Source organism: Mesorhizobium sp. P2_E7, from assembly GCF_056403855.1.
This window is the reverse complement of record NZ_JBFUER010000005.1, coordinates 299,566-324,658: the sequence shown is the minus strand read 5'-3', so window position 1 is coordinate 324,658 and position 25,093 is coordinate 299,566. Positions and strand designations below refer to the sequence as shown.

Below are 25,093 nucleotides of genomic sequence, written 5' to 3'. Positions count from 1 at the left end.
GGGATTCGGCCTCGAAATCCCCGCAAACCTTGGAAAAACCGCCTTTAGCGCCTATATCTAACCAATATCAGAGGCGCGATTCGGGGCCGATTTTTCGCGCTGTACAAGCGGCATCTAGACAACAGGTTTTCATGAGCGATCAGAGCGACAACACCAACGGCGCCGAAGCCGAATACGGCGCCGATTCCATCAAGGTTTTGAAGGGGTTGGACGCCGTCCGCAAGCGGCCGGGCATGTATATCGGCGACACCGACGACGGCTCGGGCCTGCATCACATGGTCTATGAGGTGGTCGACAACGCCATCGACGAGGCGCTGGCCGGCCATGCCGACCTGGTGACGGTGACGCTTAATCCCGATGGTTCGGTCACAGTTATCGACAATGGGCGCGGAATTCCGACCGATATCCACACCGGCGAAGGCATTTCGGCGGCCGAAGTGATCATGACGCAGCTGCATGCCGGCGGCAAATTCGACCAGAATTCCTACAAGGTGTCCGGCGGCCTGCATGGCGTCGGCGTCTCGGTGGTCAACGCGCTGTCGGCCTGGCTGAAGCTGAAAATCCGCCGCAACGGCCAGATTTTCGAAATGAGCTTCACGCATGGCAATTCCGACGCGCCGCTCAAGGCCACCGGCAGCTATGAACAGGACAAGCAGCCCGGCACCTACGAAGGCCGCAGCGGCTCCGAAATCACCTTCTTTCCGTCGTCCGAGACCTTCACCATGGTCGAGTTCGATTTCGGTACGCTGGAACACCGGCTGCGCGAACTCGCCTTCCTGAATTCCGGCGTGCGCATCATTTTGACCGATGCCCGCCATGCCGACCTCGTGCGCCATGAGCTGCACTATGATGGCGGCCTGGAAGAGTTCGTCAAATATCTCGACCGGGTCAAGAAGCCGCTGATCGACAAGCCGATCGCCATCAAGGCCGAGCGCGACGGCATCACCGTCGAAGTGGCGATGTGGTGGAACGACAGCTACCACGAGAACGTGCTGGCCTTCACCAACAACATCCCGCAGCGCGATGGCGGCACCCATCTGGCCGGCTTCCGGGGCGCCTTGACGCGCCAGATCACCGGCTACGGCGAGTCCTCCGGCCTGACCAAGAAGGAAAAGGTGGCGCTGATCGGCGACGATTGCCGTGAAGGGCTGACGGCGGTGCTGTCGGTCAAGGTTCCCGACCCGAAATTCTCCTCGCAGACCAAGGACAAGCTGGTCTCGTCCGAGGTGCGCCCGGTGGTCGAAGGCCTGGTCAACGAGGCGCTCGGCACCTGGCTGGAAGAGCACCCGACCGAAGGCAAGGTGGTCATCGACAAGGTGATCCAGGCGGCCGCGGCGCGCGAAGCCGCACGCAAGGCGCGCGACATCACCCGCAAGAGTTCGCTCGGCGTCACCTCGCTGCCCGGCAAGCTGGCCGACTGCCAGGAACGCGACCCGGCGAAATCCGAAATCTTCATCGTCGAGGGTGATTCGGCCGGCGGCTCGGCCAAGGGCGGCCGTTCGCGGCAGAACCAGGCGATCCTGCCGTTGCGCGGCAAGATCCTCAATGTCGAGCGCGCCCGCTTCGACCGCATGCTCGGCTCCGAGATGATTGGCACGCTGATCACCGCGCTCGGCACCTCGATCGGCAAGGACGAGTTCAACGCCGACAAATTGCGCTACCACAAGATCATCCTGATGACCGACGCCGACGTCGACGGCGCCCATATCAGGACCTTGCTGTTGACCTTCTTCTTCCGGCAGATGCCGGAGCTGATCGAGCGCGGCCATCTCTACATCGCCCAGCCGCCGCTCTACAAGGTGACGCGCGGAAAAAGCTCGCAATACATCAAGGACGAGAGCGCCTTCGAGGAGTTCCTGATCGGCTCCGGGCTGGAAGAGGCGTCGCTGACGTTGGCCTCCGGCGAGGCGCGGGCCGGACAGGATCTGCGCGGCTCCATCGACGATGCACTGGCGGTGCGCCAGCTGATCAACGGGCTGCACACGCGCTACAACAGGGGCGTGGTCGAGCAGGCGGCGATTGCCGGCGCGCTCAATGCCGATGTGCTCAACGACCTCGGCCGCGCCAACGCCATGGCCGAACGCGTCGCCCAACGCCTCGACATCATTGCCGAGGACACCGAGCGCGGCTGGACCGGCCGGCTGTCGACCTCCAATGAAGGCGTCGGCGGTTATGTCTTCGAGCGCACGGTGCGCAGCGTCAAGGAATTTGCGCAGATCGACGCCGGGCTGATCAATTCGGCCGACGCACGCCAGCTCGATCGCTATGCGCCGCGCCTCACCGAGGTCTATGGCGAACCGCCGGTGCTGCGCCGCAAGGATGTCTCGGAAACCATTTCGGGGCCGCTAGCGCTGCTCAACGCGGTGTTTGCGACCGGCCGCAAGGGCCTGACCATGCAGCGCTACAAGGGCCTTGGCGAAATGAATGCCGAGCAGCTGTGGGAAACCACGCTCGACCCGAATGTGCGCTCGCTGCTGCAGGTCAAGGTCAATGACGCGACCGATGCTGACAGTTTGTTTTCGCGGCTGATGGGCGACGAGGTCGAACCACGGCGCGAATTCATCCAGGACAATGCGCTGTCGGTCGCCAATCTGGATATCTGAGGGCTTGTTAGGGCGCGTTGCGGCCGGACCTACGCTTCGGTGTTAGGCGCAGCCTTTGACTTGGCACCGGCACTTGGCTCCAGCCTGCGGCCGAGGTCGACAGCGTCGCGCAGCACTTGCAGATGCGAGCGCCGCGCTGCGCCCGCCTGCGGGGCGACCTCGTCTCCTTTTGCCGCCAATGACCAATAAAGCGTGTGGGTGAAGACACGGCCGAGCGCGCTGCGCAGCTCGACCTGGATGTTTTCGACGCCGGGGCCGAAATTTTCCGTCATTGGTCCGGAGATCGGATCGCCGGTCAGCCAGCCATTGCCGCGGTCGAAGACGTTGGTCCAGCGCGTTGCCGCAAACACCGCACCATGATGCACCGCGCGCAGCACCTGGCCAGCGGGGCTGTGTCCTTCCTGATAAAGCACGGTGCCGCCGGCCTGCCCGCCATCGGCAATCGGCGGGCAGGCCGAGAACAGCCGCTCGGCGAGGCCGCGCCGGAATTCGGCGAGATTGTAGGTCACCAGAAACTCGCTGTGCGAGAGCGGACTGCCAAGCGTGACGAAATCGCTGATCTTCCACGGCAACGGATGGTCGGCGTCCTTGGTCCGGAGCTGCCGGTACAGCTCCCACTGTCCCCGTCGAAAACCGGCGAGATCGTTGATCCCCGTGGGCCACGTTGAACCATCGGAACCGAGCGTTGCCTTGTCGATGGCCTCGACCGCTTCCAGTTTCGCCTTGTCGCGGACAGCTTCCAGTTTTCGCGGCCGGAACTCGGCCCACAATATCTGCAGCAGGTCATAGGCGATGATCGATCCCAGGCTGTGCGAGACCAGCACGATGCGATCGTAGCGCTTGTCTTCCATAAGTGTCTTGAGCAGCGTCAGGCCTCTATCACGGATCAAGGCGCGCTTTTCGACGGTTGCGGCCTCCGCCCGCACATAGGCCGCGACGTCGCCGAAATAGGGAAGAGCGAACTGGTCCACTGCCCAGATGACGACCGAGGCGAGAGCGGTGACCACGAGGCTGGTGGTCAAGGAGACTGACAGCGCCAGCACAAGCGCCGCGCCGAGAATGAGGATGACGATCAAAAGCGTGGCGACATAAAGCTTGCGGGCGTCGGGCGGGATGTCGGCGGGCTTGCGCCACAACAGGTTCGTCACCCAGGCGGCGAGCCGGCCGCGCGTCGTGCCCTGCGTGATGTCGGCCCAATAGAGTTCGTAGAAATCGGTGCGGCGTCCCTCGACATCGTAAGGCGTGGTGATGCGGCGCAGCTCGTGCGACTTGGTCCTGCTGTCGGGCGTAATCCAGCTCTGGTTGATCGTGGCGCCGGGACTGTCTGGATCAGGGATCTGGGCGTAAGGCGGAGCGCGGCTGGGGTCACCGCTCCAGACCGCTTGGACAAAGCCGCGCAGCGTATCCATCGGCCGCTGCTCGCCCATGCCATGCACGATCACCACCGCCTGGCTGGGCGGCGCTTCTTTGGAAGCCGGCGATGCGACAGCTTTGGGCACCAACGTCTCCGTTAACGGCAATCCCGTCGATACGGCTGGATTTCGTCATGCTAGCCCCGAACCCGCCTCTGGCCAACAGCCCGCTGCAGCCATGTCGGATCATCAAGGGCCAATCCACAGTTTTGGCACCTTGGCACGCGCTGACGTGGAAAATAGTTCCATCGTCGGCAAACAAAATCATTTCATTTCCCGCCGGAACGGAAGTCGCAGCAAGACATTGTGAAACCATCGATCACAATTTCTCTCGAAGGAGGCTTTCATGGGACGTGGTATTTTGCTCTGGTTGCTCGGTATACCGATCCCGATCATCATTCTCATCATGCTGTTCGTACGGTAGGGGGCGTCGATGCAGCCCACCGTATCGGCTATCGACCTATCCGCTTCAGAAGAATCCTCCGCCACGGCCGTCAGCTGGGGGCCGATCATCGCCGGCGCCTTCGCGGCGTCGACGCTGACCTTTATCCTCATGCTGCTCGGCTCGGGGCTGGGGCTCACCATGGTCTCGCCATGGTCGGGTTCCGGCGCCTCACTCACCACCTTCGCGGTGTCCGGCGCCATCTGGCTGGTCATCGTGCAGTGGCTGTCCTCCGGCGTCGGTGGCTATCTTGCCGGACGGCTCCGGACCAAATGGGTCGGCATCCACACTGACGAGGTCTATTTCCGCGACACCGCGCACGGCTTCCTCGCCTGGGCATTGGCAACCTTGCTGGTCGTAGGCGTGCTCGGTTCGGCGCTGTCTGCTGTGATCGGGTCGGGTGTGCAGGCGGCTTCGACTGTGGCGTCGGGCGCCGCCATGGGTGCATCGGCCGGCGCGTCTGCCAACGTCGGCGCCGACAATGCGACCTCCTATCTCGTGGATTCGCTGTTCCGGCCCGCCGATGCCACCAAGCTCGCGGCGGCCAATCCGGACAGCGACGCTGCGGCGGTCGGACAGGCCTCGCGCATCCTGATCGCCAGTGCCGCTGCAGGCGAGATTTCGGCTGACGACAGGACCTATCTGTCGCAGCTGGTCGCCGCCCGCACCGGTCTCTCGGAGGCCGACGCCAAGGCGCGTGTCGATGCGCTGGTGGCCAAGGTCGAGGACGCCAAGGTCAAGGCAAAGCAGGCCGCCGACACCGCCAGGAAAGGCAGCGCCACGTTCGCCCTGCTCGGCGCCCTGTCGCTGGTCATCGGCGCCTTTATCGCCAGTGCTGCGGCCGCACTTGGCGGCAGGCAGCGCGATGACGAGGAAGCGGTTTTCCTGACCAACCGCTGAACCGCCCGTTCAACATAAAAAGGCCCGGCACGAAGCCGGGCTTTTCGATTCCGATGCATGGACCGACAACCTTCCCGTGGAAGGTTGCGGCGGGATCAGTGATCCATCGCCTTGACGATTTCCTCGGTCATCTTCTTGGCGTCGCCGAGCAGCATCATGGTGCCGTCCTTGTAGAACAGCGTGTTGTCGATGCCGGCATAGCCGGAGCCGAGCGAGCGCTTGACGAACAGGCAGGTGCGCGCCTTGTCGACATCGAGGATCGGCATGCCGTAGATCGTCGACGACTTGTCGTCGCGGGCGGATGGATTGGTGACGTCATTGGCGCCGATGACATAGGCGACATCGGCCTGCGCGAACTCGGAATTGATGTCTTCCAGCTCGAACACCTCGTCATAGGGCACGTTGGCTTCGGCGAGCAGCACGTTCATGTGGCCGGGCATGCGGCCGGCGACCGGATGGATGGCGTATTTCACGTCGACGCCATTGGCCTTCAGCTTGTCGGCCATTTCGCGCAGCGCATGCTGCGCCTGGGCGACCGCCATGCCGTAACCCGGCACGATGATGACCTTCTGCGCGTTCATCATCAAATAGGCGGCATCGTCGGCCGAGCCCTGCTTGACCGTGCGCTCGATGCCGTCGTCGGCGGCTGCCGCGGTCTCGCCGCCGAAGCCGCCGAGAATGACCGAAATGAACGACCGGTTCATGCCCTTGCACATGATGTAGGACAGGATGGCGCCGGACGAGCCGACCAGCGCGCCGGTGATGATCAGCGCCAGATTGCCGAGCGTGAAGCCGAGGGCGGCTGCCGCCCAGCCGGAATAGGAATTCAGCATCGACACGACGACCGGCATGTCGGCGCCGCCGATCGGGATGATCAGCAGCACGCCGAGCAGCAGCGACGCGGCGACGATCAGCCAGAACACCAGCTTGGCCTCGGTGGTGACCAGAAGCACGATCAGCACGATCAGCGCGATGCCGAGGGCGGCGTTGATGATGTGGCGGCCGCCGATCATGATCGGCTTGCCCGACATGCGTCCGTCGAGCTTCAGGAAGGCGATGACCGAGCCGGTGAAGGTGATGGCGCCGATGGCGACGCCAAGGCTCATCTCGATCAGCGCCTGGGCGTGGATGTCGCCATTGGTGCCGATGCCAAAGCTTTCCGGTGCGTAGATGGCGGCGGCCGCCACCATCACCGCGGCAAGGCCGACCAGCGAGTGGAAGGCGGCGACCAGCTGCGGCATCGAGGTCATGGCGATGCGGCGCGCAGTGACGGCGCCGACGCCGCCACCGATGGCCAGACCAAGCACGATCAGCCCGAAGCGCCCGGCTGACGGGGTAGCCAGCGCCAGAGTGGTGGCAATGGCGATGCCCATGCCGATCATGCCGTAGAGATTGCCCTGGCGGCTGGTGGTCGGATGCGACAGGCCGCGCAGCGCCATGATGAACAGCACGCCGGAGACCAGATAAAGGAAGGACGCAAAGTTGGCGTTCATGGCGCTCTACTTGTCCTTCTTCTTGTACATCGCCAGCATGCGCTGGGTGACGAGAAAGCCGCCGAAAATGTTGACCGAGACCAGCATCAGCGCGACGAAGCCGAAGCCGGTCGCAATGCCCGACGCCGAGATGCCGACGGCCAGCAGCGCGCCGACGACAATGACCGAGGAGATGGCGTTGGTGACGGCCATCAGCGGCGTGTGCAACGCCGGCGTCACCGACCAGACGACGTAATAGCCGACGAAGATCGCCAGAATGAAAATGGCAAAGCGAAAGACGAAGGGATCGATGGCGCCGCCGGACAGTGCGTGCGCGGCATCGCCCGCCGCATCGGCGCCGCCAGGCGCGTTGGCCAGGTTCTGCACCGCCAGGCGGACGGCGGCACTTGCCTGATCAAGCTGGTCGAGGGCTTTCTGCAAGGTCTGATCCATCACGCGATCCCCTTCGGCTTGGCGGCTTTTTTCGGCGCGGCCTTCTTTGGCGCGGCATCGGCGACCATGGTCTTGGCCGGGATAGCCGCCGGTTCGACATGGGGCTCAACCGCCGCCTTGGCGAAGGCCGGATGCACAACCTTGCCGCCGTCCGTCAGCATCGTTGCCTTGACCAGGTCATCGTCGCGGTTGATGGCGAGCGTCTTGGTGGTCTTGTCGACCAGTGTTTCCACGAAAGCGAACAGGTTGCGGGCGTAAAGCAGCGAGGCCGATGCGGCGACGCGGCCGGGCACATTGAGGTGTCCGACGATTTTTACGCCGTTGGCCGTGGTCACCACCTGACCTGGGACCGCGCCTTCGACATTGCCGCCGCGCTCGACGGCAAGGTCGACGAGCACCGAGCCCGGCTTCATCAAGGCGACCATCGCTGCCGACACCAGCTTCGGCGCCGGCCGGCCGGGGATCAGCGCCGTGGTGATGACGATGTCCTGCTTGGCGATGTGCTCGGCGGTGAGCGCAGCCTGCTTGGCCTGATATTCCTTCGACATTTCCTTGGCGTAGCCGCCGGCGGTCTCGGCCGCCTTGAACTCCTCGTCCTCGACGGCGAGGAACTTTGCGCCGAGCGATGCCACCTGTTCCTTGGCGGCTGGTCGCACGTCGGTGGCGGTGACGACCGCACCCAGCCGGCGCGCGGTGGCGATCGCCTGCAGGCCGGCGACGCCGACGCCCATGATGAAGATCTTCGCCGCCGGCACCGTGCCTGCCGCCGTCATCATCATCGGCAGCGCCCGGTCATATTCCGATGCGCCGTCGATCACTGCCTGGTAGCCGGCAAGGTTCGCCTGGCTGGACAGGACGTCCATCGATTGGGCGCGGGTAATGCGCGGCATGAACTCCATCGAGAAGGCGGTGACGCCGGCCTTGGCAAGGGCAGCTATCGCCGCATCGTTGCCATAAGGATCCATGATGGCGATGACCGCCGCACCCGATTTGTAGCCCTTCAGCTCGGCATCCGTGGGACGGCGCACCTTCAGCACCACATCCGCCCGGCCCGCATCCGCAGCCTTGCCGATCGCGGCACCTGCCTTGGCAAATTCCTCGTCGGGAATGCGCGACCTAGTGCCGGCGCCGGTCTCGACGATCACGTCCAACCCCAACGCCGCAAGTCGCTTCACCGTATCGGGCGAAGCAGCAACACGCGGCTCGTTGGCGTCGAGCTCACGAGGGATGAAAACCGTCTGCCCCACCGCATGATCCTTTCGGCTGGAACCTGTTTGCGCAACATGGCGGCCGGAGTCCGGCGGCCTTCCGGCAAAGGGTCTGAAAGTCTATCGGAGAATGAAGGCGCCGACGGCCAGGATCAGCACGAACAAGATGACCGCCGAGAAGAAGCCGCCTGCAAAGAAGCCGAAAGCCATGGCCAGGAGCAGGGCGCCGCAAAACAGCGAACCGTATTTGGCCAGCGCCAGAAAGCCGTGATAGGTGCGGTCGTGCTCCGCATAATCCATCTTCGCGCCCAGTTCGACAGGACCGGTCGGCGTGTGATCAGCCATAGGAATACCCCTTCGAAGACATCTTTGAGGCACATAGCGAAAAGCCGGGCCAAGAGCAATGGCGCTATTGCCGCACGACCAGTGACAACAGCCTCAAAGGAATGTTGAAAGCCGGCGATCTAATGCATGTCGCCCAGAAGTGTGCAGCGGTTCTGGGATAGCGACATGCATCAAAACAAGGACCTAACGCGCGTCGCGTGAATCCGCTTCTGCGCGACGCGCTTTAGGCACGCCGCCGGCCTCCGTCGAAGGTTGAGGATTTCGCGGGGTTCAGCCGGCGAGATGCGGGAACAGGCCGAGCAGTCCGACAACGATCAGATAGAGCGCGACGATGTAGTTGAGGAGCCGCGGCATCACCAGGATTAGCACGCCGGCGATCAGCGAGATCAGCGGGGTGAGCGCGAGCTGGGAAATGTGCATGTCGGGTTCCTTTCGATGGGCGCGTCGGAGTCGCATCATCCAGAACGCCGAAGCGGCCGGAAAGCTCCTCACACCGCGCTAAATTGCGCAGGCTTGGCTGAATTACGCTGCTTCGCGGATATATTTGGCGGTGGGCAGAATGGTCAGCGGCGCGAGCTCGCCGGCCGGCGCCTTGGCAAACAGCATGCGCCGCTCCAGCGCCGTCGACTGGAAGAAGGGGAAGCGGTGCAGCGTCGGCGCCATGTTCTGCTCGCAGATCGATTCATAGAAGAAGATCGGCATGGTGAAAGGCGGATAGAGGCGCGGTTCGCCGACCTGCACCGAACCGAAGATGCGATGGTAGAACGCCGTGTGCTCTTCGCGGATCATCGAAATGCAGCTGGTGGCGTTGAAGAAGGTGTTGGCGATGACAGCCAGCCTCAGCGTGACATAGGGCAGGGCCCGGTGGGCCGACGACATTTGCGGATCGATCGCCAGCCGGCTCGGGTCGATGAAGGTTTCGCCGCGTGCCAGCCGCAGCAGCAGCCGGTCGCCGAAAACCGTCATGATCGGCGCCTCGGGGCTCTCGCGGGTCAGGTGGTGGAGCCTGACGGTGCTGACCAGCTCGCCGTCCATGAAGACGCCGAAGCAGTAGCAATTGCGCGCCTCGTCAAGATGATCGGCGAGCTTCTGTTCGACGATGGTGTCAAGCAGGCCGTGCGTGTGAAAAGCCTTGTAGCGCAGCCGGTAGACCGCTTCGAGGTCCTCGCCGCTTTCGCAGCGCCGGTATTCGATGCGCTCCAGAACGTCGAGCACATTGCGGGCGAACAGTGAAATCGGCTCGGATTTGACCGCCGTGCCCGAAGGCAGGCCTGACTGATGAGTGTCCATTACTTCCCCTCGTACCGCCGCAGGAGAACAATACCGGACGACCGAAGGAACAAGAAGATGAAACTTAAATCGTCTACGTTTACTGAATGTTAACCTTAACAATCGGTTAACGCCTAAACAATTCAACGCCTTTTAAACCGGCTTTTCAAGCGCAAATTAATCACGGAAAAGTCAGGGCGTGGCGAGTTTTGCCACTGGCCGCAGCTCCGCGGCGAAGGGCCAGGTCACATTAGACATGGTTTCGATGCCCGAGGCGCTCAGTGCTGCGCCAAACAGGAAGCCCTGAACAAGATCCGGCTTCACCGAATGCACCAGAATCTTCAGCTGCTCGAAGGTTTCCACGCCTTCGATGGTGACGGTCAGCCCGAGCACCCGGGTCAGGTCGACGATGCCTTTCAGCAGGTCGAGCGAGCGCTTGTTCTGGGTCACGTCCATCAGGAACGAACGATCGATCTTGATCTTGTCGAGCGGCAGCTTGTGCAGATAGCTCAGGCTTGAATAGCCGGTGCCGAAATCGTCGAGCGCGATGCGCACGCCAAGCTGCTTCATCTCCTCGATGTACTGGCGTGTCAGCGACTTGTCGTCGAGCAGGGCGGTTTCGGTGACTTCGATCTCCAGGCGGCCGGCGGCGAGCCCCGATTTAGCAAGCGCATCGGCAACCTTCTGGACGACGTCGCGATTGCGGAAATCCTTCGCCGAAAGGTTGACCGAGACGCTGGTCTGGCCGGGCCATTTGGCGCATTCGACGCAGGCCGCCTCGAGCACGAACGTGCTGATCTCGGAAATGATGCCCATCTCCTCGGCCAGCGGAATGAAGACGCTGGGCGAAACCGGCCCGAGATCGGGATGATCCCAGCGACACAGCGCCTCGCAACTGGCGATGCGCATGTTGCTCATCGCCACGATCGGCTGATAGACCACCCGCAGCGCCTTGCCTTCAACGGCGGTGCGCAGGTCCGCCTTCATCAGCTGGCGGTTGCGGAACGCCGCATCCATCGCGGCCTCGAACAGCCGCCAGTTGTTCTTGCCGAGTTCCTTGGCCTTGTAGAGCGCGAGATCCGCCTTGACGATCATGGCGTCGACATCCGTGTCCTCGACCCTGGACAGCACAGCACCGGCGCTGGCCTGGATGCGCAGGCCATGGCCGGCGACATCGACCTCGCCCTGCAGATCGGCGAAGACCTGGTCGAGCAGGCCGGTCAGATGGCTTTCATCCTCGACCCGGTCGAAGAAGATCATGAACTCGTCGCCGCCGAAGCGGCTGACATTGACACCTTGCCCGGCGACGGCCGCCAGGCGTTCGGCAACGGCGTAGATCAGCCCGTCGCCGACCGGATGGCCGAGCGTGTCGTTGACGCTCTTGAAATCGTCGAGATCGAGCACTGCCAGTGCGCACAGGCGGTCGCGGCTGCCCGACGCCATGGCTTCGCCGACCAGCTCATGGAAATAGGCGCGGTTCGGCAGGCCGGTGAGGCTGTCAAAGCGCGCCATGAAGCGGATCTTTTCTTCGGCCTCGACGCGGGCTGTGACGTCCTCGAAGGTGATGACGCCGAGGTCCTGATTGCCCTCGCGGGCAGAGAACTCGAAGTACTGGCCATTGGAGAAGGAGACCAGCACCTTACGGTCGCGGCCCTCGCGCAGCGCGCGCGTCAGCTGCGCCTCGACATAGCGGCAGTCCTTGGGCGCCAGCATGCCGCCGGCAACGCCCCGCAAAAGCAGGGAATGGATCGATCGCCCGAGCAGCTGGTCGGGCGAACGCAGCGACATCAGAAGCGCGGCTTCGGCATTGCCGACGACGACCTTGCCGTCGGGGCCGAGCATGACCAGGCCATGCGACATGGTGTTGAGCGCGCGGTTGAAGCGCTCGGCGAGCCTCGCCGCCGTCTTGCGCTCCGAAATGGCGTTGAACAGCACGGTGCGGACGTGGCTGGCCATGCGGGTGATGATGAAGATGAACGGTACGATGTAGAGGCCGAGGATGAAATCGCCGACATGGCCCTTGAGCATCAGCCCGACCGCGATCGGCATCACGACCGTGAAGGCCTGCACCGCGACCATGGTCTTGGAACCGTAATTGCGGCCGACGATGGTCACCGTCGAGCCCATTATGACGGCAATGGCAGCGCTTTCGCCGAAGACATCGGGAATGAGATAGATCGAGGTAAAGCAGAAAAACCCCATGAAGAAGGCCTGGATGGTGCCGCCAACCAGGTAGTAGCGCTCCCACTTCTTGGCTTGTTCATAAGTCTCGAAACTGCCGACGCGCAGGCCTTTGCGGATGCCGTAATAACGGTAGAGGCCGGCCGCAAGCATAAGCGCGGCCAGTGCAAGATAGGCCGGGTGTCCTGAGGTAAAATAAACGAGAATTCCGATAAGGCCGTGGCAAAACGCGCCAATCAGCAGGATCCCGGGATCGTTGAACAACGATCGCACGAACCCAGCATAGACGTCCTCACCTATCTCTGCGGCTTTGTTTTCTTGCATGGCCTGCGGTGTCGCACGAACCGCAGTGATGTCACATCTGCCTTAAGAAAGGTTTAGAGATGCCGTTTCGGCGTCTGCCGTCAAGTCGGCTATCCCGGCGTAAGCCGGGGAAATTCCTGTTCAGGTAAACAAGGCGTCACTCCGCGGCCTGAAGTTCAGGCCGCGCCGGCGTGTTGGCCAGCCGCTCGACAAGCCTTTTGCGCTCGCCATCGGCCTTTTCGGCGCTGGCCTGCCGGACATGGCCATAGCCGCGAATGAGCGCCGGCACCGAGGCCAGCGCCACGGCGGCCTCGATCCTGCCCGGTGCAAGTGCCGCCGCGATAAGCTCGAGATCGGCCTCATAGCGGGCCAGAAGCTGCCGCTCCATGCGCCGCTCGGCGCTATAGCCGAACACGTCGAAAGCCGTGCCGCGCAAGCCTTTCAGCGTCGCCAGCAGGCGAAAACCCTGCATCATCCACGGGCCGAAGCTCGATTTCCTCGGCTTGCCGTCATTGCCGCGCCTGCCCATGATCGGCGGCGCCAGATGAAATTCGAGTTTGTCGTAGCTCTGGAATTGCTTTGACAGTTCGGTGGCGAAGGAGCCGTCGGTGTAGAGCCGTGCCACCTCGTATTCGTCCTTGATCGCCATCAGCTTGAACAGGTTTTTGGCCGCAGCTTCGGTCACCGCAGTCGACCCGGACACGGCCTTTGCCTCGGCGGCACGCAAAACGGCCAGCTTTTCGGCATAGCGCCGGCCATAGGCGGCGTTCTGATAGGCGGTCAGGAAAGCAACGCGGCGGGCGATCACATCGTCCAGCGTCTCGGCGATCTCAGCGGCCTTGCCCGGCTGGGCGATGAGGCCGCGCACGAAATCCGGCTGATGCGCGGCGCGACGGCCCCAGCGGAAAGCGGCGATGTTCATCGCCACCGCTTCACCATTCAATTCGATAGCCTTTTCAACAGCTTGCGCCGACAGCGGCAGCCCGCCATGCTGGAAGGCGAAGCCAAGCATGAACATGTTGGCGCCGAGCGAATTGCCGAACAATTGCGTGGCGGTGCGCGTCGCGTCGAAGAAATGCGCCTTGTCGTCGCCGGCGGCGGCGCGGATCGCCTTCTTCAGCCGCTCGATCGGCAGCGAGAAATCGGCCGAGCGGGCGAATTCGCCGGGCATGATCTCGGCGGTGTTGGCGAGGAAGATGGTATGGCCTTCGCGCACCGCGCCAAGCACCTTCTTGGCGCCGGACACGACGAGGTCGCAGCCGAGCACCAGGTCGGCCTTGCCGGCCGAAACGCGGATGGCATGGATATCGTCCGGGGTGCGGGCAATGCGGACATGGGTGAACACCGAACCGCCCTTCTGGGCGAGGCCGGCCATGTCGATCATGCCGCAGCCCTTGTCCTCGAGATGGGCGGCCATGCCGAGCACCGCGCCGATGGTGACGACGCCGGTTCCGCCGACGCCGTCGATGATCGCCGCCCAGCCGTCGCTGCCAAGCGGGAATTCAGCCGGGACCGGCACGCCGTCGAGCGGGTCGGTCCGCCCGGCAATGCCTTCAGCCTTGCGGATCTTGGCGCCGTGCACGGTGACGAAGGAGGGGCAGAAGCCGTTGACGCAGGAGAAATCCTTGTTGCAGCTCGACTGGTCTATTCTGCGCTTGCGGCCGAACTCGGTCTCGACCGGCTGGATCGAGACGCAGTTCGACTGCACGCCGCAATCGCCGCAGCCCTCGCAGACCAGTTCGTTGATGAACACCCGCTTGTCGGGATCCGGGAAGGTGCCGCGCTTGCGGCGGCGGCGTTTTTCGGCCGCACAGGTCTGGTCGTAAAGCAGCACCGAGACGCCTTTGACGTCGCGCAGCTGGCGCTGGACGAGATCGAGGTCGTCGCGGTGATGGATGGTGGCGCCGGATGGAAATTCGGCCTTGCCGGCATATTTGTCCGGCTCGTCGGTGACGATGGCGATGCGCTCGACGCCTTCGGCGCGCACTTGCCTGGCGATCATGTCCACCGTCAGCCCGCCCTCATGCGGCTGGCCGCCAGTCATGGCGACGGCGTCGTTGTAGAGGATCTTGTAGGTGATGTTGGCGTCGGTCGACAGCGCGAAGCGGATCGCCAGCGCACCGGAGTGATTGTAGGTGCCGTCGCCGAGATTCTGGAAAATGTGGTCGCGCTTGGAGAACGGCGCCTGGCCCACCCATTGCGCCCCTTCGCCGCCCATGGCGGTGAAGCCGACCGTGTTGCGATCCATCCACAGCGCCATGAAATGGCAGCCGATGCCGGCGGCGGCGATCGAGCCGTCTGGCACCTTGGTCGAGGAATTGTGCGGGCAGCCGGAGCAGAAGAATGGCGTGCGCGAACCGATGTCGCTGGTGTCGGCAAGCATCGCCTGGAACTGGCGCAGCTTCGCCACCTTCGCGGCGATCTCTTCCGAAGGACCGATGGTGCGGAGGATCCGCTCGCCCAGCGCAATGGCGATCTCATTGGGGTCGAGTGCGCCCTTGGCCGGGAACAGCCAGTCGCCGCGCTCGTCCTTCTTACCGACGATGACCGGCTGGGTGGCGGTGCCGTAGAGGTTTTCGCGCAACTGCACCTCGATCAGCGAGCGCTTCTCCTCGACGACGACGATGGTGTCGAGGCCACGGGCGAATTCGGCGATATGCTGCAGGTCGAGCGGCCACGGGCAGCCGACCTTGAACAGGCGGATGCCGATGCGGTTGGCTGCGGCCTCGTCGATGCCGATGTCTTCCAGCGCCTGGCGGACATCGAGATAACTCTTGCCCAGCGTGATGATGCCGAGCTTCGGGCTGCGGCCGCCGGAATAGACGATGCGGTTCAGGCCATTGGCGTGGATGAAGGCCGAAGCGGCGGCGCGCTTGTGTTCATGTAGCCGCTCCTCCTGGCCGAGCATGTCGATCTCGTGGCGGATGTTGAGGCCGCCGGGCGGCATGTCGAACTCCGGAACCACGATGTTCAGCCGCTCGAGCGCGGCATCGACGGAAGCCGTCGATTCGATGTTGTCCTTGACGCATTTGATCGCCGCCCAGGTGCCGGCGAAACGCGACATGGCAAAGCCGTAGAGCCCGTAATCGATGATCTCCTGGACGCCGGCCGGATTGAGGATCGGCACCATGGTGTCGACGAACAGGAATTCGGTGGCGTGCGCATTGGTCGAGGATTCGGCCATGTGGTCGTCGCCCATCAAAGCGAGCACGCCGCCATGCTTCGACGATCCCGCAAGGTTGGCGTGACGGAAGACATCGCCCGAACGGTCGACGCCCGGCCCCTTGCCGTACCAGACCGAAAACACCCCGTCATGCGTGCCTTCGCCCAGCAACTCCGTCTGCTGCGAGCCCCAGCAGGCGGTGGCGGCAAGCTCCTCGTTGAGGCCGGGCTGGAAGACGATATCGGCCGCCGCGAGCTGTTTTTTCGCCCGCCACAGCTGCATGTCGAGGCCGCCGAGCGGCGAGCCACGATAGCCGGAAACGAAGCCTGCCGTGTTGAGGCCGGCGCGGCGGTCGCGCTCGCGCTGCATCAACAGCATGCGGATGACCGCCTGCGCGCCGGATAGGAAGATGCGCTCCTTGCCAAGATCGAACTTGTCGTCGAGCGCGACGTCATGCAGCGTCATCAGGCATTTCCTCTGCGGAGGCGGCGGCGGGGGGCGCAGCCAACGTAGGAGTGAGATGGCGCAGTCTTTCTCCGCTTGCAAGGCAGGTCAAACGAAATCGAAAGTGCCAGGCTGAGCGGCGCGTCAGGCCTTCGGGCAATCCGGCTTCGGCTCGTTCGGCAGCTTGCCGTCGGGATGGCCGGCGAGATCCGGGTTGGCGGTGTAGAGCTGGTCGACGACCAAGGGACGGTCGGGCAGGATCGACTGATCCTCGCTCGAGATCAGCGTGGTGTCGATCTTCTGAAGCTCCGTGCCGTCGGAACCCTTGATGCTGATCGAAATCGCATAAGGCTTGTCCTTGACGATGCAGGTAAGCGCCGGGCTTTCCAGGCTGACCTTGTCGAGCTTCGGCCAGACCTTCTGCTCGACCACCAAAGGCGCGCCGCCGGCGGGATTCTGGAAGCTGGCGACCGCAACCTGGCCTTCGCCCATCGGCTGCAGCGGCCGCAGCGTCACGACATAGGTCGCCCGGGCGAGACGGTAGTTGAAGACGACGACCTTGCCGGAAACTTCGAACAGCTTGCCATCGCCGCCGGTGTCGCGGCAGGCGCCGAGCGCAACAGCGGCAGTGAATGCCGCGCCGACAAGGATCGAACGAAAAACCCTAGGCATTCTTGACCTCATGAGCCGCCGTACGGCGGCGATAGTGGCGGCTTGCTTTCTGGCGGTTGCCGCACACCGCCATGTCGCACCAAAGACGGCTGGAATTGCGGCTTCTGTCGACGAACAGCCAGCTGCAGTTGGGACAGATTCTGAGCCTGGCGACCGTGTCGTCGCGCAGCAGCGACAAGGCTGAAACCGCCAGCGCCGTCTCGAAGGCAATCGGCGTCGCCGGATCGCCGAACGGCCTTCCCGGCGCGCCGATTTCAACCGGGCTGCGCTCTAGACCGCCGGCACAGGCCTTGAGAAAGGCGGCGAGATCGCTGGCGGCAAGCGCACCTTTCGACACCGCGCCGCGAAACAGCCGGTCGGTCGTCTCGCGGATCGACAGCACCACCGGGGCGATCCTGTCCGGCGAGGCCGCCTCCAGCCGCCTGCCGCCAAGCTCGGCGCCGCGAAAACCGCTGGCGGCATCGGCAAAGCGCGCGATCTCGGCCGAATCGGCAAACCGGTCGAAGGTTTTGTCGGGATCGTTGCGCAACACCACGGTGTTCGCCGTGTCGAGCGCAAGCATGCCGCCGGTGAAGCGATGCGGGGTCCAGGATACCGTCATATCGGAAATCTAACCGATAAATCGCGTTTGACAAGTTAGATTCTACGATGCAAACCTTGGTGCGGGCGCGGCCTCCGCAGGACTTTGTTGAGGCATGTCGTTGCCCCAAAACCGCTTTGCACTTTTGGGCGGCATGCCCGGAAGGTCACCCATGCTCTATTTCTTCCAGCAGGTGCTGAACGGGCTGCATTCGGGCGCGCTCTATGCGCTGCTCGCCTTTGGCTATGTGCTGACCAACGGCATCCTGCATCGGACCAACCTTGCCTATGGCGCGCTGTTCGCCTTCTGCGGCCAGACGATGATCCTGACCGTGGCCTTCGGCTATCAGGTATTGTGGCTGACCTTGCTGGCGGCGGTGGTGCTCGGCGTCGTCACGGCTTTCCTCTATGCCGCGCTGATCAGCCACGTGCTGTCGCGCAGCGTCTTCGAACCGCTGGCCGACCGCACGCCCAACGCAATCGTGGTGACAACGCTCGGCATCCTGCTGGTGCTGTCGGAAGCCAGCCGCATTGCCGCCGACACACATGACTGGTGGCTGCCGCCGATGCTGGCGCAACCCATTGTTTTCGCTCAGGACGCCAGCTTCAAGGCGACGCTGACGCTGATCCAGCTCATCGACTGCGCGATTGTTCTGGCGGCAATCATCCTCGCCGCATGGGCGTTTGCCCGTTCGGGCTTCGGCCGCCGCTGGCGCGCCGTCTCCGACGATCCCCATGCGGCAGCCTTGTGCGGTGTCGATGTGCGCAAGGTGTTCCGGCATGCTGTGCTGTCCGGCGGTTTCTGCGCCGCACTGGCCGGCGTCATGGCAGCCCTCTACTACGGCAATGTCAGCTTCGGCTCCGGCCTCGTCTACGGTCTGAAAATCCTCTTCGTCACCGCGGTGGGCGGCTATCTCTCGCCGCCGCGCGCGGCGCTCGGTGCGGCCGCCTTCGGCATGGCGGAGTCGTTATGGGCCGGCTACTTCCCCATCGAATGGCGCGATGGCTGGATGTATCTGTTCCTGGTCGCAGCACTCGTGCTGATCGGTCCCGGCCGCGACCAGCAGAAGATCGCCTGATCGCCGCATCCGGCATCAGACTTTGGTTGCATGACGCAGCCGCCAGGCGGCGCTTTATCCCCTGCCTCCCGTCACAACGCCGTTGATCGCGCCTATGCCATGTTGACCCGCCGAACCACGCGCGGCATACCGTTAGGCCACAGCGGCGCGACGGAAAATAAGGGGAGCCGGCGCGCCTTCGACATAAGGGAGGAATGCATGGCAGGGCTGCTCGCTCTATCCAGAACGATTGACCGTATGAACGAGTTCATCGGCAGATGGATATCGTGGCTGATCCTGCTGGCAATCCTGGTCAGCGCCGGCAATGCCGTCATCCGCAAAATCTTCGACATCTCGTCGAACGCATGGCTGGAATTGCAGTGGTACCTGTTCGGCGCCGCCTTCATGCTGGCCGCCGCCTACACACTGAAGCAGAACGACCACATCCGCATCGACATCGTCTACGGCATGTTCTCGCGCCGCGTTCAGCACTGGATCGACCTGCTCGGCCATCTGTTCTTCCTGATGCCGTTCGTGACGCTGATGGTGATCTATTTCGTGCCTTACGTGTCGCTGTCGTTCCGCAGCGGCGAAATGTCGAACAATTCCGGCGGGCTGATCATCTGGCCGGCCAAGGCGATCCTGCTCGTCGGCTTCTTCCTGCTGGCGCTGCAAGGCATCTCCGAGATCATCAAGAAGATCGCCATCATGCGTGGCGACATGGATGATCCCAACCCGTTCATATCGGCGCACGAGCAGGCCGAGCTCGACGCGAAGGCCCTCGCCGACGAAGCCAAGGCGCTCGCCCAGGAGACGCGCCCATGATCGAGTTCATCGCCCAGAACATGGCGCCGATCATGTTCGCCTCGCTGATCATCTTCCTGCTGATCGGCTACCCCGTCGCTTTCTCGCTCGCCGCCAACGGCCTGATGTTCTTCTTCATCGGTGTCGTTTTGTCGCCCTATTCGGGCGGCTCGATCAACCTCGCCTGGCCGCTGCTGCACGCTTTGCCCGACAATTTCTACGGCAGCCGAGTGATGTCCAACGACACGCTCCTGGCGATCCCGTTCTTCACCTTCATGGGCATCGTGCTTGAGCGATCCGGCATGGCCGAGGATCTGCTCGACACGATCGGCCAGCTGTTCGGGCCGATCCGCGGCGGTCTTGCCTATGCCGTGATCTTCGTCGGCGCGCTGCTGGCTGCCACCACCGGCGTGGTGGCCGCGTCGGTCATCGCCATGGGCCTGATCTCGCTGCCGATCATGCTGCGCTATGGCTATGACCGCCGGCTGGCGGCCGGTGTCATTGCCGCCTCGGGCACGCTGGCGCAGATCATCCCGCCATCGCTGGTTCTGATCGTGCTGGCCGACCAGCTCGGCCGCTCTGTTGGCGACATGTATGCCGGCGCGCTGATCCCGGGCCTGGTCCTGACCGGCCTTTACGCGCTCTACATCCTGATCATGTCGATCGTCCGGCCGAAATGGGTGCCGGCGCTGCCGCTGGAGGCGCGCACGCTGGGCCACGGCGTTCTGTCGCTTCTGGCGGCGCTGCTGGTGACAGTCGCGATTTCCTATGCGGCCTATCGCTATCTCGCACCGGCGCATGGCGACAATGCCGACATTCTCGGCGCCAGCGTCGGCGTGCTGTTCATCTACATCGTGGCGATTGCCGACAAGCGCCTGAACATCAACATGATGTCCCGGCTGGCACAGCAGGTGATCATCGTCTTGATCCCGCCGCTGGCGCTTATCTTCCTGGTGCTGGGCACCATCTTTCTCGGCATTGCCACGCCGACGGAAGGCGGCGCCATGGGTTCCGTCGGCGCCTTGATCATGGCGGCGGCCAAGGGGCGGCTGTCGCTCGACGTGATCAAGCAGGCGCTGACCTCGACAACGCGGCTGTCGTCTTTCGTGCTGTTCATCCTGATCGGCGCGCGGGTGTTCTCGCTCACCTTCTACGGCGTCAACGGCCATATCTGGGTGGAGCACCTTTTGACGTCGCTGCCGGGCGGCGAGGTCGGCTTCCTGATCGGCGTCAACATCCTGGTCTTTTTCCTGGCCTTCTTCCTCGATTTCTTCGAGCTCGCCTTCATCATCGTGCCGCTCTTGGCGCCCGCAGCCGACAAGCTCGGCATCGACCTGATCTGGTTCGGCGTGCTGCTTGGCGTCAACATGCAGACCTCGTTCATGCACCCACCCTTTGGCTTTGCGCTGTTCTACCTGCGCTCGGTCGCCGCGCGCGTGCCCTATCTCGACCGCCTCACCGGCAAGCAGATTGCGCCGGTAACCACCGGCCAGATCTACTGGGGCGCGGTGCCCTTCGTCTGCATCCAGGTGATCATGATCGGGCTGACCATCGCCTTCCCGCAGATGGTGATGCACTACAAGGGCGCGGCCGTCGATCCAGGTACGATCGAGATCAAGTTGCCGGACATGCCAGGTCTTGCGCCTCTCGGCACACCACCGCCTGCCGATGGCGGCGCATCTCCGGCGGCGCCACCCTCGAACGATCTGTCGCAGCCGCCGAATTTCGGCGACACGCCACCGGCCAGTCCGGCGCCGCCGGCGACGGATCTGTCCAAGCCGCCGAGTTTCAACTGATGCCGCATGGGATAAAGCGATGAGAGCTGTGCGCCTGGAAGCGGTGGGCAGCATCGCGCTGCGGGAAGTCGACAAGCCCGTTGCGGGACCGCAGGATGTTCTCGTGCGCGTGGAAGCCTGCGGCGTTTGCGGCACCGACCGCCACCTCCTCCACGGCGAATTCCCTTCGAGCCCGCCGGTGACACTTGGTCACGAATTCTGCGGCATCGTCGAGGCCGTCGGAGAAGCGGTTTCCGGCATCGCCGTCGGCGACCGCGTCACCGGCGATCCCAACATCTCCTGCGGGCGCTGCGGCCATTGCCGGGCCGGCCGTGTCAATTTGTGCAGCAATCTCAGGGCCATCGGCATCCATCGCGACGGCGGCTTCGCCGACTATGTCGTGATGCCGCAGAGCCAGGCCTTTCTACTGCCTGCGAACCTCAAGCCAACGCATGGCGCGTTCTGCGAGCCGCTGGCGTGCTGCCTGCATGCTGTCGATCTCGCCGGCATCAGGCCCGGCGCTTCGGTTGTCGTGCTCGGCGGCGGCGTCATCGGCCTGCTCACCGTGCAATTGGCCAGGCTCGCAGGAGCGGCGACAATCATCCTGTCGACGCGGCAAGCCTCCCGCCGGGCGCTCGCCGAAGAGCTCGGCGCAACGGCGACGGTCGATCCAGGCGCCGTTGACCCGATCGAGGCCATCGCCGGGCCAGGCGGGCTTGTGCCCGGTGGGGTCGACGTGGTGCTCGAATGCGCCGGTGTCCCCGACACCGTCGAACAATCGATGCGGCTGGCGAAGTCGGGCGGCACGGTGGTGATTGTCGGCGTCATGCCGCAAGGCGTGAAAGTGCCCTTCGAACCGTTCGACATCCTGTTTCGTGAATTGAAGGTTCTTGGCTCGTTCATCAACCCCTTCACCCACCGGCGGGCTGCGGACCTTGTCGCGTCCGGAGCAATCGAGATCGACAAGCTCATCTCAAGACAGGTCGGCCTCGAGGAAGCCCCCTCGGTGATCGCCAATCCGGCCGCCCCCGGCGAGGTCAAGGTGCTGGTGGTGCCGGGACGAAGCTGAGGCGCACCGGCGCACGTCAACCCTTGCCGCCGGTTTGGCTATCGGCTATTCAGGCCGCGCCGAAAAAGACATGGCCGGTTCGGTAGTCCGGCCTCTTCCGTTTCTTGTTTCTCGAGCATGATCTTGTCCGAAAACCGGACGCCACTTCTAGGGATCATGCTCGGCGGAGGCCTGTCCATCGCTCTTGTGCGAGAGGACCCGCGGCCGGCAAGCGAGGCGCACAGCCCGCGAGCCGGTTGGGTCTTGGCAAAATTCCGATGTCAATGCACCCGCCGGTTCGTGGTCTGCGGCCAAGCCTGTCCGCACCTCAACCGTGACAGGAAACGTATCATGAAACTGAACCATGCAAATCTGGTGACGGCCGACGTTGGCGGCCTCAGTGATTTCTTCACCGGCCATTTCGGCTTTGCGCTTCTCGACATGCGCGGCAAGGATGCCTTTGCTGTTCTGCAAGGCAGCGATGGCTTCGCGCTCAACCTGATGAAGCCCAGCAAGGGAGAGGAGGCCGCCTATCCCGACGGCTTTCATGTCGGCTTCTTCATTGGCAATGCGCAGATGGTGCATGCAAAGCATGCCGAACTTGCCGGTGCCGGCCGCGAGCCGGGCGACGTGCAGGAGCTGACGCGCGGCGGCGTCAAATCGACCACCTTCTATTGCCATGCGCCGGGCGGAATACTGGTCGAGGTCAGCGCCTACGCGGGCTGACAAAAAAAGACCCCGGGCTATCCAGCCCGGGGTCTTTTTAAATGAACAGCGGCCTACAGCTTGCCGTTGCGCTGCTGGACCATCATGAAGGTGTCGTAATTGTACTCGGCCACCTGCGCCCACAGATAGTGCTCCTTGCGGAAGCCCTTGATCGAGTCCCAGATCTTCTTGAACTGTGCGTTTGAGGCTTCCATTTCGGTGTAGACCTCGTTGGCCTTCTCGAAACAGGCAGCCATGATTTCCGGGGTGAACGGCCGCAATTTCGCGCCGCCGGCCACCAGCCGCTTCACCGCCGCAGGATTGAGATAGTCGTATTTCTGCAGCATGTTGGCGTCTGCCGCCTGCGCCGCTGTGTGTACCAGCGACTTGTAGGCAGGCGAAAGCTCTTCGTATTTCGCCTTGTTGAACATCAAATGGACGGTCGGCCCGCCTTCCCACCAGCCGGGATAGTAGTAATAGGGCGCGACCTTGTAGAAGCCGAGCTTCTCGTCGTCATAGGGGCCGACCCATTCGGCGGCGTCGATGGTGCCCTTTTCCAGCGCCGGATAGATGTCGCCACCGGCGATCTGCTGCGGAACGACGCCGAGCTTCGAGACAACTTTGCCGGCAAAGCCACCGATGCGCATCTTGAGGCCGGAAAGGTCGGCGACGGTGTTGATCTCCTTGCGGAACCAGCCGCCCATCTGCACGCCGGTGTTGCCGCCGGGCAGGCCGAAAAGACCTTGCGTGGCGAGAAACTCATTGAACAGGTCGATGCCGCCGCCATGGTAATGCCAGGCATTCATGCCGCGTGCATTGAGCGAGAACGGCACCGCCGCACCCAGCGCCCATGTAGGGTCCTTGCCCCAGTAATAGTATGACACCGTGTGGCAGGCCTCGACCGTACCGGCAGTGGTGGCGTCGGCGGCCTGCAGGCCGGGCACCAGTTCGCCGGACGCAAAGACCTGGACCTGGAAATTGCCGTCGGTCGCCTCCGACAGCATTTTCGAGAAGACTTCCGCGCCGCCATAGATCGTATCGAGCGATTTCGGGAAGGACGATGCCAGCCGCCACGTCACTTTCGGATTGGATTGGGCGATTGCCGGCGCGGCAAGCGTGGCCGCAGCCGCCGCGGCCCCCACGCCGGTGACCCCGGCCTTGCGGATGAATGAACGACGATCCATGCAGTTCCTCCCTATTGGACCAACAAACCGATATCAGGGACATCTCCTCACGCCCGGTATCGGTTTGCCCGAAACAATACACGGGCAAGGGGTCGAGTCCAGCATGGCAGCGGGATTTGACGGCGGCGCTGGCGACAAATCCGCAGGCTTGGCGCCCGGTCTGCAACTATAGTCTAACGTTTATTGCGTGGCCCATGCGAGGCGGTGAAACTTGCCATGGAAAAGCGCCTTCGGATCGCCTATTTTGCAGGCACAATAGCTTATTCGCTTCGCGTCAAAGGGAATCCGGACCCAAAATGCACCAACCGCTCGTCGCCATATCGACCGACGTCCGTCAGTTCGACAACTACACCTGGCATGCCGCCCCGCAGCAATATATCGAGGCGGCGCTTTCGGGCGCGGGCGTGTTCCCGCTGCTGGTGCCGTCCTTCGGTGACCGGCTCGACTTCGACGAATTGCTGTCGTCGGTCGATGGCGTCATGGTCACCGGCTCGAAGTCCAACGTGCATCCCTCACTTTATGGCGGCGATGCCAGCGAGGCCAACGGCCCTTACGATCCGGCGCGCGATTCCACCACGCTGCCACTGATCCGCAAGGCGATCGAGCGCGGCGTCCCGCTGCTCGCCATCTGCCGCGGCATCCAGGAACTGAACGTGGCGCTGGGCGGCACGCTCGGCACCGAAATCCAGGAGCGCGAGGGCTCGCTCGACCACCGCGCCCCGGTGAGCGACAACCAGGACGAGCGTTTCGCCATTCACCAGACCATTTCGATCAAGCCGGGCAGCTGTCTGGCCGGCGTGTTCGGCGCCGGCGACATCAAGGTCAATTCGCTGCATCGCCAGGCGATCGACCGGCTCGGCTCGAAGCTGCAGGTCGAGGCCGTCGCCGCTGACGGCACAGTCGAGGCGGTGTCGGTAAAGGACGCCCGCGCCTTTGCGGTGGGCGTGCAGTGGCACCCCGAATACTGGGTCAAGTCGGACAGCAACTCGGCCAAGATTTTCCGCGCCTTCGGTGATGCGGTGCGCCTGCATGCGGCGGCGAAAGCCGGCGCGCGGGCGGCGGCCGAGTAATCG

20 protein-coding genes are annotated in these 25,093 nt (G+C 63.5%); 8 read left to right on the top strand and 12 right to left on the bottom strand.

All coding sequences use genetic code 11. From position 1 onward, the window contains the following. Positions 1–131: 131 nt before the first annotated feature. Positions 132–2,603 carry a DNA topoisomerase (ATP-hydrolyzing) subunit B gene (gene gyrB, locus AC1DYC_RS24460; protein ID WP_477410353.1) on the top strand — a complete coding sequence of 824 codons (2,472 nt, stop codon included), beginning with the start codon at positions 132–134 and terminating at the stop codon, positions 2,601–2,603. Between the two features lie 29 nt (positions 2,604–2,632). On the opposite strand, the gene AC1DYC_RS24455 is transcribed toward gyrB, so the two are convergent. Continuing rightward, the gene (locus AC1DYC_RS24455; RefSeq protein ID WP_477410352.1) at positions 2,633–4,102 is read right to left on the bottom strand and encodes a hypothetical protein; all 1,470 of its coding nucleotides are present in this window, start codon (positions 4,100–4,102) and stop codon (positions 2,633–2,635) included. A 346-nt stretch (positions 4,103–4,448) separates the two neighbouring features. Here AC1DYC_RS24455 and AC1DYC_RS24450 point away from each other — a divergent pair, with 346 nt between their 5' ends. Beyond that, on the top strand, positions 4,449–5,357 hold the full coding sequence (locus AC1DYC_RS24450; RefSeq protein ID WP_477308770.1) for a hypothetical protein: 909 nt from the start codon (positions 4,449–4,451) through the stop codon (positions 5,355–5,357). A gap of 95 nt (positions 5,358–5,452) precedes the next feature. On the opposite strand, the gene AC1DYC_RS24445 is transcribed toward AC1DYC_RS24450, so the two are convergent. The 10 genes from AC1DYC_RS24445 to AC1DYC_RS24400 form a co-directional block, all read right to left on the bottom strand. Further along, positions 5,453–6,850: an NAD(P)(+) transhydrogenase (Re/Si-specific) subunit beta gene (locus tag AC1DYC_RS24445; RefSeq protein WP_477410351.1), complete on the bottom strand. Its 1,398-nt coding sequence runs from the start codon at positions 6,848–6,850 to the stop codon at positions 5,453–5,455. Positions 6,851–6,856: 6 nt separating this feature from the next. After that, entirely contained in the window at positions 6,857–7,282 is a 426-nt protein-coding gene (locus AC1DYC_RS24440) for a proton-translocating transhydrogenase family protein (RefSeq protein WP_477308766.1), read from the bottom strand. Beyond that, on the bottom strand, positions 7,282–8,529 hold the full coding sequence (locus tag AC1DYC_RS24435; RefSeq protein WP_477410350.1) for a Re/Si-specific NAD(P)(+) transhydrogenase subunit alpha: 1,248 nt from the start codon (positions 8,527–8,529) through the stop codon (positions 7,282–7,284). Before AC1DYC_RS24435 ends, AC1DYC_RS24440 begins: the two co-directional genes overlap by 1 nt. Before the next feature lie 81 nt (positions 8,530–8,610). Beyond that, entirely contained in the window at positions 8,611–8,835 is a 225-nt protein-coding gene (locus tag AC1DYC_RS24430) for an aa3-type cytochrome c oxidase subunit IV (protein WP_477410349.1), read from the bottom strand. A gap of 270 nt (positions 8,836–9,105) precedes the next feature. After that, a complete protein-coding gene (locus tag AC1DYC_RS24425) occupies positions 9,106–9,255 on the bottom strand; it encodes a DUF3096 domain-containing protein (protein WP_080680904.1) in 150 nt (49 codons plus the stop codon). 102 nt (positions 9,256–9,357) lie between these two features. After that, positions 9,358–10,125: an N-acyl amino acid synthase FeeM domain-containing protein gene (locus AC1DYC_RS24420; RefSeq protein ID WP_477410348.1), complete on the bottom strand. Its 768-nt coding sequence runs from the start codon at positions 10,123–10,125 to the stop codon at positions 9,358–9,360. Positions 10,126–10,296: 171 nt separating this feature from the next. After that, positions 10,297–12,609, bottom strand: a complete 2,313-nt coding sequence (locus AC1DYC_RS24415; protein WP_477410347.1) for a putative bifunctional diguanylate cyclase/phosphodiesterase — start codon at positions 12,607–12,609, stop codon at positions 10,297–10,299. A gap of 136 nt (positions 12,610–12,745) precedes the next feature. Then, positions 12,746–16,216 carry an indolepyruvate ferredoxin oxidoreductase family protein gene (locus tag AC1DYC_RS24410; RefSeq protein ID WP_477410346.1) on the bottom strand — a complete coding sequence of 1,157 codons (3,471 nt, stop codon included), beginning with the start codon at positions 16,214–16,216 and terminating at the stop codon, positions 12,746–12,748. A 123-nt stretch (positions 16,217–16,339) separates the two neighbouring features. Beyond that, entirely contained in the window at positions 16,340–16,879 is a 540-nt protein-coding gene (locus tag AC1DYC_RS24405) for a hypothetical protein (protein ID WP_477308752.1), read from the bottom strand. Further along, complete coding sequence (locus AC1DYC_RS24400; protein WP_477410345.1) at positions 16,860–17,468, bottom strand: CGNR zinc finger domain-containing protein; 609 nt, start codon at positions 17,466–17,468, stop codon at positions 16,860–16,862. The genes AC1DYC_RS24405 and AC1DYC_RS24400 overlap by 20 nt, the downstream gene beginning before the upstream one ends. 151 nt (positions 17,469–17,619) lie before the next feature. Here AC1DYC_RS24400 and AC1DYC_RS24395 point away from each other — a divergent pair, with 151 nt between their 5' ends. The 5 genes from AC1DYC_RS24395 to AC1DYC_RS24375 all read left to right on the top strand — a co-directional run bounded on the left by AC1DYC_RS24395 (position 17,620) and on the right by AC1DYC_RS24375 (position 22,857). After that, positions 17,620–18,525 (top strand): branched-chain amino acid ABC transporter permease, encoded by a 906-nt coding sequence (locus AC1DYC_RS24395; protein WP_477308748.1) that lies wholly within the window; start codon positions 17,620–17,622, stop codon positions 18,523–18,525. A 198-nt stretch (positions 18,526–18,723) separates the two neighbouring features. Then, the gene (locus AC1DYC_RS24390; RefSeq protein WP_477410344.1) at positions 18,724–19,329 is read left to right on the top strand and encodes a TRAP transporter small permease subunit; all 606 of its coding nucleotides are present in this window, start codon (positions 18,724–18,726) and stop codon (positions 19,327–19,329) included. Continuing rightward, entirely contained in the window at positions 19,326–21,104 is a 1,779-nt protein-coding gene (locus tag AC1DYC_RS24385) for a TRAP transporter large permease (protein ID WP_477400313.1), read from the top strand. The genes AC1DYC_RS24390 and AC1DYC_RS24385 overlap by 4 nt, the downstream gene beginning before the upstream one ends. A gap of 19 nt (positions 21,105–21,123) precedes the next feature. Continuing rightward, positions 21,124–22,152 (top strand): zinc-dependent alcohol dehydrogenase family protein, encoded by a 1,029-nt coding sequence (locus AC1DYC_RS24380; RefSeq protein WP_477410343.1) that lies wholly within the window; start codon positions 21,124–21,126, stop codon positions 22,150–22,152. 330 nt (positions 22,153–22,482) lie between these two features. Next, the gene (locus AC1DYC_RS24375; protein ID WP_477410342.1) at positions 22,483–22,857 is read left to right on the top strand and encodes a VOC family protein; all 375 of its coding nucleotides are present in this window, start codon (positions 22,483–22,485) and stop codon (positions 22,855–22,857) included. Positions 22,858–22,910: 53 nt separating this feature from the next. On the opposite strand, the gene AC1DYC_RS24370 is transcribed toward AC1DYC_RS24375, so the two are convergent. Next, on the bottom strand, positions 22,911–24,020 hold the full coding sequence (locus AC1DYC_RS24370) for a TRAP transporter substrate-binding protein (protein WP_477308740.1): 1,110 nt from the start codon (positions 24,018–24,020) through the stop codon (positions 22,911–22,913). A 296-nt stretch (positions 24,021–24,316) separates the two neighbouring features. Between AC1DYC_RS24370 and AC1DYC_RS24365 the strand changes: the two genes are divergently transcribed. Continuing rightward, complete coding sequence (locus AC1DYC_RS24365) at positions 24,317–25,090, top strand: gamma-glutamyl-gamma-aminobutyrate hydrolase family protein (RefSeq protein WP_477410341.1); 774 nt, start codon at positions 24,317–24,319, stop codon at positions 25,088–25,090. Positions 25,091–25,093: the final 3 nt, after the last annotated feature.

Excerpts from the sequence above, each read along its gene's own strand:
- gyrB (WP_477410353.1), top strand. The coding sequence starts at position 132 with ATGAGCGATCAGAGCGACAACACCAACGGCGCCGAAGCCGAATACGGC.
- AC1DYC_RS24395 (WP_477308748.1), top strand. The coding sequence starts at position 17,620 with ATGCTCTATTTCTTCCAGCAGGTGCTGAACGGGCTGCATTCGGGCGCG.
- AC1DYC_RS24430 (WP_477410349.1), bottom strand. The coding sequence starts at position 8,835 with ATGGCTGATCACACGCCGACCGGTCCTGTCGAACTGGGCGCGAAGATG.
- AC1DYC_RS24390 (WP_477410344.1), top strand. The coding sequence starts at position 18,724 with ATGGCAGGGCTGCTCGCTCTATCCAGAACGATTGACCGTATGAACGAG.
- AC1DYC_RS24385 (WP_477400313.1), top strand. The coding sequence starts at position 19,326 with ATGATCGAGTTCATCGCCCAGAACATGGCGCCGATCATGTTCGCCTCG.
- AC1DYC_RS24365 (WP_477410341.1), top strand. The coding sequence starts at position 24,317 with ATGCACCAACCGCTCGTCGCCATATCGACCGACGTCCGTCAGTTCGAC.
- AC1DYC_RS24370 (WP_477308740.1), bottom strand. The coding sequence starts at position 24,020 with ATGGATCGTCGTTCATTCATCCGCAAGGCCGGGGTCACCGGCGTGGGG.
- AC1DYC_RS24415 (WP_477410347.1), bottom strand. The coding sequence starts at position 12,609 with ATGCAAGAAAACAAAGCCGCAGAGATAGGTGAGGACGTCTATGCTGGG.
- AC1DYC_RS24400 (WP_477410345.1), bottom strand. The coding sequence starts at position 17,468 with ATGACGGTATCCTGGACCCCGCATCGCTTCACCGGCGGCATGCTTGCG.
- AC1DYC_RS24375 (WP_477410342.1), top strand. The coding sequence starts at position 22,483 with ATGAAACTGAACCATGCAAATCTGGTGACGGCCGACGTTGGCGGCCTC.
- AC1DYC_RS24440 (WP_477308766.1), bottom strand. The coding sequence starts at position 7,282 with ATGGATCAGACCTTGCAGAAAGCCCTCGACCAGCTTGATCAGGCAAGT.
- AC1DYC_RS24405 (WP_477308752.1), bottom strand. The coding sequence starts at position 16,879 with ATGAGGTCAAGAATGCCTAGGGTTTTTCGTTCGATCCTTGTCGGCGCG.
- AC1DYC_RS24380 (WP_477410343.1), top strand. The coding sequence starts at position 21,124 with ATGAGAGCTGTGCGCCTGGAAGCGGTGGGCAGCATCGCGCTGCGGGAA.
- AC1DYC_RS24450 (WP_477308770.1), top strand. The coding sequence starts at position 4,449 with ATGCAGCCCACCGTATCGGCTATCGACCTATCCGCTTCAGAAGAATCC.
- AC1DYC_RS24425 (WP_080680904.1), bottom strand. The coding sequence starts at position 9,255 with ATGCACATTTCCCAGCTCGCGCTCACCCCGCTGATCTCGCTGATCGCC.
- AC1DYC_RS24410 (WP_477410346.1), bottom strand. The coding sequence starts at position 16,216 with ATGACGCTGCATGACGTCGCGCTCGACGACAAGTTCGATCTTGGCAAG.
- AC1DYC_RS24420 (WP_477410348.1), bottom strand. The coding sequence starts at position 10,125 with ATGGACACTCATCAGTCAGGCCTGCCTTCGGGCACGGCGGTCAAATCC.
- AC1DYC_RS24445 (WP_477410351.1), bottom strand. The coding sequence starts at position 6,850 with ATGAACGCCAACTTTGCGTCCTTCCTTTATCTGGTCTCCGGCGTGCTG.